The following is a 15,261-nucleotide window of genomic DNA, read 5'->3' on the forward strand; positions in this document are numbered from 1 at the left end:
TTGATTTTTTTTAACTTATAAATATAAAATTTTTTGCAAAATATTGAGTCATTATTATTGTATTCTTAAGAACTTCTTTATCCATACTATTTTTAATCAATACAATTATAATTGTCCTTTATAAACATAAGATCCTTACAATCAAATTCTCCTACGTAATTATTTTTGCTTTTTAAACATGACAAAAAACAGTCTACTAATTTGGTATTTTTATACTGAATCCTTTCTGTTTGAAAATAAACAACTTTCGTTCTCCGCCAGCACCTGAAACCATTTAAATTGAAAGAAACTATCATTCAGATTTAACATTTCGTTTACAATTCATCTAATACTTTGTATCTTTATCTAAAATTTAAAACAGAGCCAATGAAAGTTGAACAAATATATACGGGCTGTCTGGCTCAGGGAGCCTATTATATTGTATCAGAAAACGAAGCTGCAATTATAGATCCTCTACGAGAGGTAAAACCATACTTGGATCGCCTTGAAAAAGACGATGTTACTTTAAAATATATTTTTGAAACTCATTTCCATGCAGATTTTGTTTCGGGACATTTAGATTTAAGTAAAAAGACGGGTGCTCCTATTATTTACGGACCTACTGCCAATCCTGAATTCGAAGCATTAATAGCTGAAGACCATCAGATTTTTGAAATTGGAAAAATAAAAATAAAGGTTTTACATACTCCTGGTCATACCATGGAAAGCACGACCTATCTTTTAATAGATGAAGAGGGTACTGAAAAAGCAATTTTTACTGGTGACACCTTATTTTTAGGAGATGTTGGCAGACCTGATCTTGCTCAAAAGGCAACCAATCTTACCCAGGAAGATCTTGCAGGAATTCTATATGAAAGCCTTCATAGTAAAATCATTCCTTTAGATGACTCTATTATTGTTTATCCGGCACATGGAGCAGGTTCTGCCTGTGGTAAAAATATGCAGAAAGAAACAGTGGATACTCTTGGAAATCAAAAAAGAACAAATTATGCTTTAAATCAGCCTGATAAAGAATCTTTCATTAAAGAAGTTCTGGATGGTTTAACTGCACCACCAAAATATTTCGGGATGAATGTTGCCTTAAACAAAAAGGGCTATGAAAGCATCGATACCGTTATGGATAAAGGCCTCAATCCTATTCCTGTAGAAGATTTCGAAACTTTCGCAGAAGATTCAGGAGCCTTAATTTTAGACACCAGAGGTGCTGCTGATTTTCACAAGGGATTTATTCCAAATTCAATAAACATAGGTTTGAAAGGAGATTTTGCTCCTTGGGTAGGAACTCTGATCGTAGATGTAAAACATCCGTTATTACTGATTACCGATGAAGGGACTGAAGAGGAGGTGATCACCAGATTAAGCAGAGTTGGATTTGATAATGTCTTAGGATACTTAGAAGGAGGTTTTAAATCATGGCAGAATGCAAATAAAGAAACCGATGAAATTAAAAGAATTTCACCTTCTGAATTTGTAGAACAATTTAATGAGGAGTCTACTGTAATTGATGTTAGAAAACTGACTGAATATTCAGCAGAACATATAGATAACGCGTTTAGTAAACCATTAGATAACATAAGTGACTGGGTAAGCTCAATTGATGATTCCGAACATTTTTTCCTTCATTGCGCAGGAGGATACAGAAGCATGATTGCCGCAAGCATTCTCAACTCACACGGAATCAGAAACTTCACAGAAATAGAAGGGGGCTTTAATGGAATTAAAAAAACTGAAAAATTACCTACTTCAGATTTCGTTTGTCAGTCTAAAACATTATAAAGAAGGGAATGAGAAGTAAGTTTTTGGGATATGCCATGGCTGTATCACTGATCGTAAGCTCATGTAAAACAGCTACTCTTACACAAAACAACTCTACTATCAACATTAAAGAAGTTATTAACGGTACAGATGTTACTTTAGTGGATGTGAGAGTTCCCGAACAATATAAAGAAGGCACGGCAAGAAATGCAATCAATATTCCATTAACTGAAATTCAGAATAATATTGATTCTTTAAAAGGTAAAAAAGTAGTTGTCTTTTGTAATAAAGGAATACAGGCTGATCAGGCCATTGAAATTTTAAAGAAAAATGGTGTGGATGCATATGATGGAACAAGCTGGAAAAATGTAAAAGCTATTCAGGATGAGAAATCAACCGCAAAATAATAAATTTGAATAGAATCATGAAGAGCTATATGCCTTCAAACATATTATTAGTTTAAAATTAAAAACCAAAACTATGTCACAAAAATTTCAAGAACTCATTAATTCCGAAAGACCCGTATTGATTGATTTTTTCGCTACATGGTGTCAGCCTTGTAAAGTGCAGTCTTCGGTCTTAACCACAGTAAAAGAAAATGTAGGTGAAGGAGCAAGAATCATCAAAGTAGATGTAGATCAATATCCTGCTATTGCTTCGCAATACGGAGTGCGTGGTGTTCCCACTTTAGCCATATTTAAAGAAGGAGAGCTTCTTTGGAAAGAAAGTGGCGTTCACGATGTCAATACATTGACCCAACTTTTAAAACAATATGAATAAAACTGTGATAACCTCACAGTTTTTTTATTTAACAAACTAGATTTGAATTGAAAAATCATCCCTATCATTTAAAAACTGGAAATGATTTCTAAAATCCTTTAGTTCTTCTATATTTAATTCCGCAGAAACAATGTTGCCATTTTTTTGAGAAATCTCTTTTCCGTCAGCAAAAAAACAATGTGAACTTTCCTTATAAAACAGATCATTCCCGTCTGTTCCAATTCTATTCAAACCAAAAACATAAGATAAATTCTCTATTGCACGGGCTTTTAAAAGATGCTCCCAAGCACCCACTCTTTTTTCCGGCCAATTGGCAACATATAAGATCGCATCATAATCATTATTATTTCTTGCAAAAACAGGAAAACGAAGATCATAACAAACCTGTAACAAAAATCGAATCCCCTTATACTCAACAATTACCCTTTCTTTTCCTGGCGAGTATACTTTGTCTTCCCCTGAGAAAGAGAACAAATGCCTTTTATCATAAAAAATGACGGATGAATCCGGCTGCACAAAAAACATTCTATTATAAAAATTTCCACCCTGCTCTACCGGAGCACTTCCACAAAACGCAGATTTTCTTTCTTTCGAAATCTTTTTCAAAAACTCTAATGACTCTTCATTACGATCTGAAACTTCAGAAGCATCCATACAAAAACCAGTTGAAAACATTTCAGGCAATAAAAAAATATCGGCTTCCTGATTGTTTAGCTGCTCTTCTATTAATTGAAAATTACTTTTCTTATTTTTCCAGATAATATCTAAATTTAACCCTATAACTTTCATAAAAATCATTCAAAATCTTGTATAAAAATACGATTTTTAATTAATTTCGGTTCTATTTTTGCAGCTGATAATTCTTATTAGTCACAATTAAAAGTTTAGAATTTATGAAGAAATTGATTTTTATGTTTATGCTTGTCTTTTTGGGAACTGCTGTAAATGCTCAGGCATGGACAGGAAAGGGAGACCAAAAGATACAGCTTGGTTTCAGTGCCTGGGGATATGGAACAGGAATTACCGGAACCTATGATTATGGGCTTAATAAGCTTGTATCAGTAGGGGCGGGTTTAAATGGTTACTTTAGCGGATATAAAAACAATGACAATGATAACAGGGTTTTCATTTTTGGAAGAGTCAATTTCCATTTAAAAGAAGCTCTACAGCTACCTGAAAAATTGGACATCTATCCTGGTGTCGATCTGGGTGTTCTTGGAAAGGATTTTGGAATAGGGGCTCATATTGGTGCGCGATACTTTTTCACTGAGAAAATCGGGGTATTTGCCGAAGTAGGAAACAATGGCAGTCTGGGTGTTTCTCTAAATTTATAAAACAAGTCTTATTATATGACAAAGCTTCTCTATATGAGGAGCTTTTTTATTTGGCATAGTTTTGATAATTGTTACCTTTGCAAATTAAATCTAAAAATCATTAATGGAATTAGCAATCAAAATTTTTCAATTTATATTAAGCATTTCTATTTTAGTAGTTCTTCATGAACTTGGTCACTTTTTACCAGCCAAATGGTTTAAAACCAAAGTAGAAAAATTTTACTTATTTTTCGATCCTTGGTTTTCTATCGCTAAGAAAAAAATCGGTGAAACAGAATACGGTATTGGATGGCTTCCTTTTGGAGGATATGTAAAAATTGCCGGAATGGTGGATGAAAGCATGGATACGGAACAGCTAAAACAACCGGCACAACCGTGGGAGTTCCGCGCTAAACCAGCTTGGCAGAGATTAATCATCATGTTAGGTGGTGTCACAGTTAACTTTTTTCTGGCTTGGTTAATTTACAGCTGCCTTTCTCTTTTTAATGGTGAAATGTACACTGACCTTACAAAATTTGATAATGGTATCGGTGTAACGGAAGCTGGAAAAAAAATGGGATTCCAAAGTGGTGACAAAATTATCAGCATTGATGGAAAACCTGCAGAAAGATTAGAAAATTCAGCTATTAATATCCTTTTCAGTGATCAGGTTACTGTTTTAAGAAATGGGAAAGAGGCTACATTTAAAGTGAATGAAGATGGCGTAGCAGATGTTATCAAACAAAGAGAAGCAAAACTGTATATCACACCAAGAATTCCTATGATCATTGATTCTTTGGCAACACCTTCCTCTAAAGCATCAGGATTGGCTAAAGGAGACCGAATTGTAGCGATTAATGGTAAATCCACTCCTTTCTTTGATGAAGTAAGCTCAACATTAGCAGAAAACAAAGGAAAAACAGTTAGCATTGATGTAACCCGTGGCGCTGAAAGACAAACAATTTCTGCACCTGTTGACAAAAATGGTAAACTGGGAATTGCAGTTGACCAAAAAAGCCTTGCGAGTGTAGTTACTGATAAAAAATATTCTTTTGGAGAATCTATTCCCAGAGGTTTAGAAAGAACGATTGAAGCTTTGACCATGCAGGTTAAGCAATTCAAGATCATGTTTAACTCTAAAATTCAAGGATATAAAAATGTAGGTGGTCCTATTGCAATCGTGAAATCTATGCCTGTAAACAAGGCTGCAGATGGTAGCTTTGCTATCAATTGGCCTGCTTTCTGGAGTTTTACGGCAATGTTCTCGATCTGGTTGGCATTCCTGAACCTTATTCCAATCCCGGGACTTGATGGTGGACACGTTATTTTCACATTATATGAAATCATTTTCGGGAAACCAGTCCCTCAAAAAGTATTAGAAAATGCACAGATGATTGGCGTTATCTTCCTGTTAGGCTTGATGTTACTGATTTTCGGAAGTGATATCTTTAAAATATTTACAGGGAAATTATAAGATTTTTCAAATTTTCAAAAGAAAAATTTGTCTGGTATAAATATTCGTCCTATATTTGCACCACTTAAAAAACAAAGGACATTCCTCCTTAGCTCAGTTGGTTAGAGCATCTGACTGTTAATCAGAGGGTCGCTGGTTCGAGCCCAGCAGGAGGAGCCATATTATCAAGGAGTTACGATATTCATTTATTGTAACTCTTTTTTATTTGCACAAAATTTGCATAAAAATTCAGCATTTTAATATCTTTTTCAATATTCTATTTGCATAAACCTTGCACAAGCTCCAAATTTCCGCCTGAAAAAATAAAAGAATTAAAATATATCAGACATAACACTAGGCGCAATAAGGCTTATAAATCAATTTAAAACATCAAGACAACAAACACAAGCCGCCTAAAAACACCTTTAAACACCACCACAACTCTAACTTACATCAAACCTAGATAGAAGTAAGAATAAAACCCATAAATAACCACTGATCAAAATACAAACGACCACACAAGACCACACAAAATCAAAAACAACTGTCTGAAAAAGTTGTATAGAAAAAAGGGGGCGGAGAGAAAAAAAACATTCTAACCCATAGGAGGTAAGCAGAAAGTAGGTACAGTCTTTACATCTATAAATAAAATTTTGGTGTGGAATTGCTGTAAATTCTTCTATAAAGGGATTGCTTTGATTTTTCAAACTTTTTGTGTGGGGTAATTAGGCAGATATATATTCACTACTTCCTCTCCAACTGTATTTGATATTTTTAAAAATTATCGAGGGAGGAGAGTCAAACTACCAAACACAATTACAAAAATTCATATCTTAGCATTTCAAATTTTATCGAAAAAAAATATAAAGCGTTAGCTTTTATTCTGTTATAGGGAATCTGGTAAATTCAAAATGTAACACGGAATAAACAGTTGATGCTCACGTCATATGGCGTGGGCTATTCTTGTTTGTGTTACAGGCTTACCAGAGCCCCCTATTGCAGATTGAGTTTAGTCCCACGCTTTCTGTTTAATTAAACCTTTCACTTTGGGACTGAGTGATATAACAAAATCACTTATGAAAAAAATTATCTTTTCTGCATTCTTATTATTTGGAATTTCTTGCTTTTCCCAAACCGCTACAAAAAAATGCAACTCAATGAATCGGAGATATGAATATTTTGATTCAAGGGGAAACATGACAGGTTATGAGATTTATAACAGCATGACAAGACAATGGGAATATTACAGTTTGACACAATCTTCACAAACACGTCAGCCTACACAATACCGTGATCCACAGCAATTGGATATTTCAGGTTTAGGAAATGCTACAAGTATTCTACAAAATAGATATAACAATAATGCCCAGCAGGTTCAAAATGCAGTAAATACTATATCTAATCAAATAAATAATTTAGATGTAACCAATGAACAAAGAAAACTTATCTCTGATACTTTTCAAAAGAACTGTATTAGCATGATAAATCAAACAACAATCAATTACTCATCCGCAAATGAGACTAATCGTCTAATACAATGGTTATATGATTCCTTGAACACTATTATTAAAATATCACAGCTTCTAGTTCCAATTCCACAAATGATTACAGCAGTGATAGTAAAATAAAAGCTAATTATGGTAAAACTTTACCTGTCTACAATATTGCTATTTTCGACCATAACAATAAACGAGTAAGAGACGAAACCATATTAAATAATTCCTATCTGATTATTTTTGATGACCACATTGAATTTAAAAAAGCTAATGGGGAATTATCTTACAGAGATTTAAAAGATAAGGTATATAATGAACAAAAAAAAGGTTATCAATATTCATCATCATGGGGAGGAGTATTTGTTCATGAAGATTTAAAGTATGTTGAATTTTTTACGGGCAGCTTAGCAATTGGAGAGAATTACACTTATTATATAGCCCCATCTGGAAATAGATAACATTACTCCAAAAACCTTTATTATGCAATTAAACCTATTGAAGCCTTCGATAATAAGGAGTTTGCTCAAAATTGGACCAATAAAAATTAAGTAACTATTTGTATCTAAATAAAATACGACATATTTTGTCGCCTATCAAAAGTAAATTTGTCTATGAGAAAGTTGATTCAAAACAATACGTAAACCTCCAAGCTGTGAATTAAAAAATATTTATAAATTAGCAATCTAAAAATTACAAACAATCAATGAGGAAAAATTTAATTATTCGACTTGTGCTTATGATAGCATTAATTACTTGGATGAACTCCTGTAGTTCTGAAGGAGATCTCCTTAATAACAAAGAGGAAAAGTACTCTAAAAAATTTCAAGTCTTTACTTCTAAAAATGGAGAGGCTGTAAATTATTCGGCTGGTTTTAAAAAGCTTTTAGAAAATTACGATGGTATTAATAATACTGGATTAAGTAAGGAAGGATTCTTTAGTCAGAAAAGAGTTAACAAACTTAATGATGAATATGTTGAGTTCAATGTACATTCTCAGGATATTATCCTTGAAAATGGAGATCATTGGATTATTTATCCAATAATTAAAAATAATAGCGTATCTGGACTCACTATTGCTGTTCTTAAAGATAAAGAAACATTTGTCGAATACTTGCCAATGGATTCTAACTCTAACTATTACTTGAAAATAATAGATCTTTTCAAGTTACAATATGAAAAGAGTACTCGTAAAGCTCGAGCCTCTAATAAAGGAGGAAATGATTGTGGTTTTGATTTAAATAACCCTTGTGATATAGACGAAGTTATTATTAATATTCCAAATCCTGGTAATGGTAGTAATAGTGGCGGTGGCGCAGGTGGTCCTGGAGGCGGTGGTCCTGGTGGTGGTTGCTCTAAATTTCAAAATTGTATTGATCCTAATTCTGGAGGTGGAGGTGGAGGAGAAGGTTCATATGAGAATCCCTGCGATAAAGCTAAAGAACGTTTAGTAAATCCGAAAATACAAGCAAAAATTAATGAGCTTAAAAACCAATCCACACAAGGAGGAGAAAAAGGGGTAATGTTTAAAGCAGATGGTACTCCTTCTCCAACAATAAGCGGTGGTGCACATAGTGTTAATTTTGGTGATAAAACTGGATATCAAGGAGGTTATCATAATCATACACCAACGGGTATACCAATGCTTTCCCCACCAGATATTGACCAGCTTTTGCAATTTGCATTAGCACAAGGAAATGGAAACCCTACAAATGCAAGTAATGCTTACCTAGGAATGGTAGCACCAAATGGCATGCATTATGTAATATTATTCAATGGAACTTATAATGATGCATTAGTAACTTTTTCGCAACAAGATTTAGATGACCATGTAACTAGGTACCAAACTAGGTATGGAATGTTCAAACCATCAACTTCTGAAGGGTATGAAAAGTTATTTTTTAAATCTCTTAATGATATGGGGCTAAATGGAAAAGTAACCCTACAAAGAATAGAAAGTGATGGAACAATAAAAACAGTAACTAAAAATGATAATGGTACAACAACAGCTATACCATGTCTATAATCTTTAAATTAAATCGAAAAAATGAAAATTATATTATTCTTAACAGTATTCCTTTTCTCAAGTTCATGCTATTCACAACAAGTTTATCCATTGAATACAGACTTTGATGAAGTCCCTCAGAATTCCTATTTAAAGGATTCCAATAATGAATTAACTCCTTATATAGGAACCTACAAATCTTCTTTTCAAAATAGGGAAATCACAATCTATATTACAAAAGAAGTACAAAAGTTTTTTAAAGCCTTAAAGGTTTATCAAGACGCATTGTCAATAAGATATGTTGTAAAAAATTCAGCAGGAGCTATTCTTCAAGACACACAAAGCATGACTTTTCAACCAAATCAATTTGAACATACTATTTACAGTCATGGGACTTATCCTAATCAGAATATTGTATGGTTCAATTATGGGGGAACAAATTGCAGAGTTGGTTGGGGAGCTATTGAATTAAAAAAGATTAGTACTACTCAGCTATCATGGGAATACAAACCTAATGACATCATACTTGACAGCAGTAAGTGCCCTCAAGGAACAGACATAAATATCTACTTGCCTGAAACAAAAGGTTTGATATTTACTAAACAATAAAATCAACAAATTATAAATCAACCTTTATCAATTTTGGTAAAGGTTTTTTATTACAACTTATACAAAAAGCCTCCCATAAAAGAGAGACTTAAAAAAACAAATGATTAAAAATTATATTTAATTCAAATACACTATTTCCTTCTAAAGTAAGGCTTATTCAAGATACTAATAGTCAATAACAAAATGATTGGTTTTACTACAACTACACTACAGTAAAACCAACCACTCTTATTTAATTCCCAACAATAATTGGATAATTTTCATCACAATCTTTAAACAATTCATCAAACTTTTGGATAATCATATTTTTAAGGTAAATAAAGGTTTTATCCAACTTTTTAGTCTTAATATAATTCTTTAGCATCAGAACCAAAATCTCTTTTCCAAAAGGAATATTCTAATTTATTTCCCAGATTTGCAAAAATGACAATTCAAATGCTTCATATTATCCCATTAAAGGAGAAATAGGTTCAATGGTCTATGTGGTTCATTCCCACACTGCTTATATTGAAAATTCAGTACATCAATACTATAATTTTCTAACAGAAGGAATAGAATATTTGAAAACTACATATAAAACAAACAAAATAAAGACATTAGATAAACAAACACATAATAAAAAATAAAATCGCCTCTAACTGTTAATCAGAGGGTCGCTGGTTCGAGCCCAGCAGGAGGAGCCAAAAAGAGTTGCAAATTTTGCAACTCTTTTTTTATTTCTACCTTTCAATTCTATTTTTTTAAATTTCTAATTCCAACTAAATAGATAGACTTATTCGTAATTTTCAATTCCAAAATATTGAAATAGAGACTGATAAAAAAATCTTCTCTATCATGCATCAAACCTGAATAAACCTGCTTTTACTCAAATTTTGAATTTTCTTAATTTTTTATGGTAATTGCCCTAAAAAAATTTGCTTCATATTAATATTCATATTATATTTGCACCACTTAAAACAAAGGAAAATTCCTCCTTAGCTCAGTTGGTTAGAGCATCTGACTGTTAATCAGAGGGTCGCTGGTTCGAGCCCAGCAGGAGGAGCTTAAAAAGAGTTACAATTTTGTAACTCTTTTTTATTTGACTAAATCCAAACTCTACATTCTATTTGTATTTTCATCATTTATTAAATAAACATCTGCCTTAACTTAACATTCCGTATTATTCAACTTTAAACTCTTTTCTCAATAAGTTCATTTTGCAAAATTTTATAATTTGTATTCATACATAAATAAGTTATTTATTTTAATGAAGAACAATACAGCTATTTTTTGCATAAAACTATTCCTATATGATACTTAAACAAGCTATTACTGCTTCGTTAGTAAATTGAAACTCCCCAAATATCATATTGAGATGGTATTATTTTTTGGTACATTTGCATCTTTTGTAAATAAACACGAAATTTTTTATAATCTTATCCGTTTTAAAAATAAACAGCATACTTTTTGTTTATGCTAAATGCTTGAAGAAACTACGAATGTTAATTAATAACCCCAAATACCACTACCTCTACCTTTTCCTCTTATTTTCCGGCATTGTCTGCGCACAAAATACAGCAAGTGGCAAAATCGTTGATGCTAAGACCAACAAAGAAGTTACCGGAGTGGATATCTTTATCAATGACAGTAACCAGCCCCTTTTAACAACAACTAATGGGGATTTCAGTGTTCAGTCGGACAGCATTATTTATAAACTAAAGTTTCTAAGAAAAAGCTATGCATTAGAGAGCGTTGATATAACACCTGAAAATGCCAACAATATTTTTGTAAAACTTTCTAAAGAAAAAGTAGAAAGTATTCAGGAAGTTGTCATTCACAACGAAAAAACAAAATACAAAAACAAAAAAGAAAACCCTGCTTATGCTATTATGCAGGAAGTCTGGAAAAGAAAAAGAAACAACGGACTGAATAAGTTTGACACATATACTTATAAAGAATACGAAAAGATCCAGTTTGACGCCAACAATCTTGATAGTGCCTTTATGAAGAGGAAGATCTTTAACAAGCTGGATTTCATTTTTGATTATGCAGATTCAACCGCGAGTGGTAAAATGGCACTTCCCGTTTTTTTAAATGAAGCAGTTTATGAAAATTATGGAGAAAATAAACCCGGAAAGAAAACAAAGAGACTATTAATTGCTCAAAAAACTTCTGGATTTCAAGATAATCAAATCGTTACTTTAACAGCAAAAAACCTTTATCGGGATATTAATATTTATGATAACACATTGAATTATTTTGATATTGGTTTTCCAAGCCCGGTAGGAACGGACGGATTTAGTACATATGATTACAATTTAGTTGACACCCTCAGTGTACGTGGGGAGAACGCTTATAAGATCAGATATCAACCCAAAAGAACAGATATTTTAGCTTTCCAGGGCTACCTCTATATTGACACCGATACCTATGCCGTAATAGGAGCTACATTGAAATCAACACAGAAAATGAACGTTAATTTCGTGAATGGAATTTCCACTGAATTAGAATATGATAATCCTGACGAAAATACTTTTTTGCCTAAAAAGTTTGTAACAGAAGTAGAAATAACACCATTTTCAAAAAAGAAAACCTCTAAAAGCATAATTGCCAAAAGATCTGTTGATTATTCAGACTATGTATTTAACAAGCCTCTTGCTGCATCAGTTTTCACCCGTAGAGAGGAAGAATATGATAATAAGTTCGTAGATAAAGACGAAGCTTATTGGACCAAAGCAAGACCCGACTCGTTGTCTAAATCTGAACAAGGTGTGTATGATATGCTTGACAAGCTTCAACAGGTTCCAAAATTCAATCGAATTGTAAAATTGTATGAAACCCTTGGCTCAGGATATTACAACGTCACAAAAGGGATAGATCTAGGTCCCATATTCTCAGTATATGGAGTAAACGAAGTAGAAGGGGATAGAATAAGATTGGGAGCCAGAAGCTATTTTACCATGAACGACCCTTGGAGAATACAATTCTACACTGCTTATGGTTTTAAAGATCAACAATTTAAATATGGTGTCGAAGCAAAATACATGTTCAATAGAGTTAACCGATTTATGATCGGAGCTGGGACGAGAAGAGACATTATGCAGCTGGGAGTTCAGCTAACAACTGACGATGGAATCATGTCCAGATCATTTGCGTCTTCAACCGTTTTCGCAAGGGGAGATAATGCCTCTTTAAGTTCTTTAAATCAAACCAATGTTTTTGCGGCTATTGAGCCTTGGAAAAATTTTCAGGTTAGAATTGACGGAACCATGCAAAGCATTAAATCTGCCAATCCTGATGGATTCAGTCTTATGTACTATAGAAATGGAAACTTAAGACAAACGCTTAACGACTCACATGTTACTGTTAGCTTAATAGCGAGACCAGGAGCTAAATTTTCACAAACCGGAGTTGACAGGCATGAACATGGAACATTGGCACCCACAATTGTCTTAAAATATACCCGAGGACTTGAAGGTTTATTTAATGCAGATTTCAATTACAATAAATTGCAATTCTTATTTTATAAACCTGTTTTAATTGGAAGCTGGGGAAAAACATTAATCAATTTTGAAGCTGGAAAAAATTTCAACACAGTTCCATTGGCTTTACAAAATGTGATCCCAGGAAACCAATCCTACAGTTTAGTAGGGAACACATTTGCTCAACTTAATTACTATGAATTTGTAGCAGATACCTACACTACCTTGCATTTGGAACACCACTTTAATGGTAAAATCCTTTCTTATATTCCGTTGATCAAGAAGCTGAAATTAAGAGAGATTGCATTTATAAGAAGTGCATACGGAACATTAAGCGATGCTTCCAAGAACATTAATGTAGAAGGATTCAAATACTCCGCACCAAGTGATCACATCTACTATGAATATGGATTTGGGATTGAGAATATAGGATTTGGAAATTTAAGGATCTTCAGAGTAGATTTTAACTGGCGGGGCAACTATCTAAACAGACCTGATATTTCTACATTTGGAATAAAAGCTGGTTTCCAGGTTGGTTTTTAATTTAGATTAAGTAAAACGAAAAAATTGTTTATACATTTTAATTATAAACATAAAGAGGTCTCAAATAATTGAGACCTCTTTATTATATTATTTAGCAAGTTTCACAGAAATCGATAACCATATTAACACATTTTCTCTTCTGCTGTTCTGTCCATTGGCACCACTCTGCACACCATGTGGCCGGTACGGGACAATCTGAACCAAGTCCTCCGTTAATGTTTTTCAAATCCTTCTTTCCCAATTTTTTCAAATTTTTCATAATAAATAGTTTTAGTTTGTTGCCTACTCTTTATGCTTTTCGGCATTCGCATTTTATTTAATAAATAAACGATGATAAATATAAAATATTTCACGAAATTTGGAATATTATAAAAAATATTTGCCAAAAAAGCCCCAACATTGTTGAGGCACTATATGTAAGTATAAAATTCAGATTAGCATGGACATGGATCTGGATCTATAATCATATTTGGGCATCTAAGCCTTTGTTGTGGCGTCCATGAGCACCATGCTGAACAGGTAGTTGCTGGAGGAGGACAAGCTGCCGCACCACCATCAATTGATTTCAATTCTCTTTTCGTAAGTTTTTTTAGGTTTTTCATAAAATAGTTTGTTTTAAAAATTTGTACTCATTCTTTTCAATTAACAATCACATGGTGTATCAATAACAGCATTGATACAATGTGCTTTTTGCCAAGCTGTCCATGAGCACCATTCTGCACACCATGAAGCTGGTACCGGACATCTTTCAGCGCCACCATCAATCGTTTTTAACTCTCTTTTTGTCAGTTTTTTTAAATTTTTCATAATAAATAGTTTTAGTTTGTTGCCTACTCTTTATGCTTTTCGGCTTTCGCAATCATTTGTATATGAACGCTAACAAATATAAAAATATTTCACAAAAATTGGAATATTATAAAATATTTTGCCAAAAAAAAGCCTCAACACTGTTGAGGCTTTTAATTTTTATAGAACGCTTAGATTAAGCGTTTGGTTCTACAGATACAAAAGATCTGTTATTTGCTTTCTTTCTGAAAACTACTTTACCGTCTACTAATGCAAACAAAGTATGGTCTTTACCCATTCCCACGTTTTCACCTGGGTGATGTTGAGTACCTCTCTGTCTGATAATAATATTACCGGCAATAGCTTCTTGTCCACCGAAAATCTTTACACCTAATCTCTTAGAGTGAGATTCTCTACCGTTTTTGGAACTACCGACTCCTTTCTTGTGTGCCATTTTATTTGTAGATTATTATTATTTATTAAGAGCTTTAAATTGATCAATGTTCTTAACGATAGCAGCATCAACTTCTTCGTGAGTAAGAACTTTCTTCTCTAATTCAACTTTAACAGCTTTTCCTAAAGTAATTAAAGTTTCTCTGTTTTCTTTAGACTGAGACAAGTTGTTTTTCTTTAAGTGATAGTTCAGTTCATGATCTTCACCAAAGTTAACAGTTGCGTTGTCTGAAAGAACTTCAGCCTTTACTGTTTCTTTTTTAGCAGTCTTTTTTGCTCCAGCTTCAAATCCAGTGATTCCTGTAATTTTAATCTGAGTTAAAGATTGTCTGTGACCGTTTTTAACTTCGTAACCTTTTCTTCTTTTCTTTTTGAAAACGATTACTTTATCAGCTTTAACATGGTCTAAGATCTCTGCATCTACAGTGATCCCGCTTACAGCTGGGGCGCCTACAGTGATTGTACCGTTTACAGTAAGAAGAACTTTATCGAAAGAAACTTTCCCTCCTTTATCTCCTTTTAAACGGTGTACAAACAACTTCTGGTCTTGCTCAACTTTATATTGAAGCCCTGCTATTTCTACAATTGCAAACATTGTTTATAAATTTTT

General features: G+C 33.1%; 15 protein-coding genes and 2 tRNA genes. 11 read left to right on the forward strand and 6 right to left on the reverse strand.

From position 1 onward, the window contains the following. Positions 1-366: 366 nt before the first annotated feature. The 3 genes from NG806_RS14835 to NG806_RS14845 all read left to right on the forward strand — a co-directional run bounded on the left by NG806_RS14835 (position 367) and on the right by NG806_RS14845 (position 2,535). Entirely contained in the window at positions 367-1,776 is a 1,410-nt protein-coding gene (locus tag NG806_RS14835; protein WP_261510367.1) for an MBL fold metallo-hydrolase, read from the forward strand. An 8-nt stretch (positions 1,777-1,784) separates the two neighbouring features. Next, the gene (locus NG806_RS14840) at positions 1,785-2,162 is read left to right on the forward strand and encodes a rhodanese-like domain-containing protein (RefSeq protein WP_261510368.1); all 378 of its coding nucleotides are present in this window, start codon (positions 1,785-1,787) and stop codon (positions 2,160-2,162) included. Positions 2,163-2,235: 73 nt separating this feature from the next. Beyond that, the gene (locus tag NG806_RS14845; RefSeq protein WP_261510369.1) at positions 2,236-2,535 is read left to right on the forward strand and encodes a thioredoxin family protein; all 300 of its coding nucleotides are present in this window, start codon (positions 2,236-2,238) and stop codon (positions 2,533-2,535) included. A gap of 36 nt (positions 2,536-2,571) precedes the next feature. Here the strand turns inward: NG806_RS14845 and NG806_RS14850 are convergent, their stop codons facing one another. Beyond that, positions 2,572-3,324: a nitrilase-related carbon-nitrogen hydrolase gene (locus tag NG806_RS14850; RefSeq protein ID WP_261510370.1), complete on the reverse strand. Its 753-nt coding sequence runs from the start codon at positions 3,322-3,324 to the stop codon at positions 2,572-2,574. Between the two features lie 104 nt (positions 3,325-3,428). On the opposite strand from NG806_RS14850, the gene NG806_RS14855 reads away from it, so the two are divergent. From NG806_RS14855 to NG806_RS14890, 8 genes are all read left to right on the forward strand, one after another. After that, on the forward strand, positions 3,429-3,869 hold the full coding sequence (locus tag NG806_RS14855) for a DUF6646 family protein (RefSeq protein ID WP_261510371.1): 441 nt from the start codon (positions 3,429-3,431) through the stop codon (positions 3,867-3,869). Between the two features lie 103 nt (positions 3,870-3,972). Then, positions 3,973-5,322 carry an RIP metalloprotease RseP gene (rseP, locus tag NG806_RS14860; RefSeq protein ID WP_261510372.1) on the forward strand — a complete coding sequence of 450 codons (1,350 nt, stop codon included), beginning with the start codon at positions 3,973-3,975 and terminating at the stop codon, positions 5,320-5,322. An 82-nt stretch (positions 5,323-5,404) separates the two neighbouring features. Beyond that, positions 5,405-5,481 (forward strand) — tRNA-Asn (locus NG806_RS14865). Between the two features lie 896 nt (positions 5,482-6,377). After that, positions 6,378-6,929: a hypothetical protein gene (locus NG806_RS14870; protein WP_261510373.1), complete on the forward strand. Its 552-nt coding sequence runs from the start codon at positions 6,378-6,380 to the stop codon at positions 6,927-6,929. 604 nt (positions 6,930-7,533) lie between these two features. Continuing rightward, the gene (locus tag NG806_RS14875; protein ID WP_261510374.1) at positions 7,534-8,820 is read left to right on the forward strand and encodes a hypothetical protein; all 1,287 of its coding nucleotides are present in this window, start codon (positions 7,534-7,536) and stop codon (positions 8,818-8,820) included. Positions 8,821-8,841: 21 nt separating this feature from the next. Continuing rightward, positions 8,842-9,408 (forward strand): DUF6705 family protein, encoded by a 567-nt coding sequence (locus NG806_RS14880; protein ID WP_261510375.1) that lies wholly within the window; start codon positions 8,842-8,844, stop codon positions 9,406-9,408. Positions 9,409-10,376: 968 nt separating this feature from the next. Beyond that, positions 10,377-10,450: transfer RNA gene (locus tag NG806_RS14885), tRNA-Asn, on the forward strand. A 436-nt stretch (positions 10,451-10,886) separates the two neighbouring features. After that, positions 10,887-13,412 carry a DUF5686 and carboxypeptidase regulatory-like domain-containing protein gene (locus NG806_RS14890; RefSeq protein WP_261510376.1) on the forward strand — a complete coding sequence of 842 codons (2,526 nt, stop codon included), beginning with the start codon at positions 10,887-10,889 and terminating at the stop codon, positions 13,410-13,412. A 91-nt stretch (positions 13,413-13,503) separates the two neighbouring features. On the opposite strand, the gene NG806_RS14895 is transcribed toward NG806_RS14890, so the two are convergent. The 5 genes from NG806_RS14895 to rplU all read right to left on the reverse strand — a co-directional run bounded on the left by NG806_RS14895 (position 13,504) and on the right by rplU (position 15,246). Further along, positions 13,504-13,671: a bacteriocin-like protein gene (locus NG806_RS14895; protein WP_261510377.1), complete on the reverse strand. Its 168-nt coding sequence runs from the start codon at positions 13,669-13,671 to the stop codon at positions 13,504-13,506. Positions 13,672-13,846: 175 nt separating this feature from the next. Beyond that, positions 13,847-14,014 carry a bacteriocin-like protein gene (locus NG806_RS14900; RefSeq protein ID WP_214829461.1) on the reverse strand — a complete coding sequence of 56 codons (168 nt, stop codon included), beginning with the start codon at positions 14,012-14,014 and terminating at the stop codon, positions 13,847-13,849. A 40-nt stretch (positions 14,015-14,054) separates the two neighbouring features. Continuing rightward, complete coding sequence (locus tag NG806_RS14905; protein ID WP_261510378.1) at positions 14,055-14,219, reverse strand: bacteriocin-like protein; 165 nt, start codon at positions 14,217-14,219, stop codon at positions 14,055-14,057. A 175-nt stretch (positions 14,220-14,394) separates the two neighbouring features. Further along, positions 14,395-14,652 carry a 50S ribosomal protein L27 gene (rpmA, locus tag NG806_RS14910; protein WP_007842221.1) on the reverse strand — a complete coding sequence of 86 codons (258 nt, stop codon included), beginning with the start codon at positions 14,650-14,652 and terminating at the stop codon, positions 14,395-14,397. Between the two features lie 18 nt (positions 14,653-14,670). Beyond that, complete coding sequence (rplU, locus tag NG806_RS14915; protein ID WP_261510379.1) at positions 14,671-15,246, reverse strand: 50S ribosomal protein L21; 576 nt, start codon at positions 15,244-15,246, stop codon at positions 14,671-14,673. Between the last annotated feature and the right edge of the window lie 15 nt (positions 15,247-15,261).

It is taken from the genome of Chryseobacterium paludis (genome assembly GCF_025403485.1).
In the GTDB taxonomy this organism is placed as follows: Bacteria; Bacteroidota; Bacteroidia; order Flavobacteriales; family Weeksellaceae; genus Chryseobacterium; species Chryseobacterium paludis.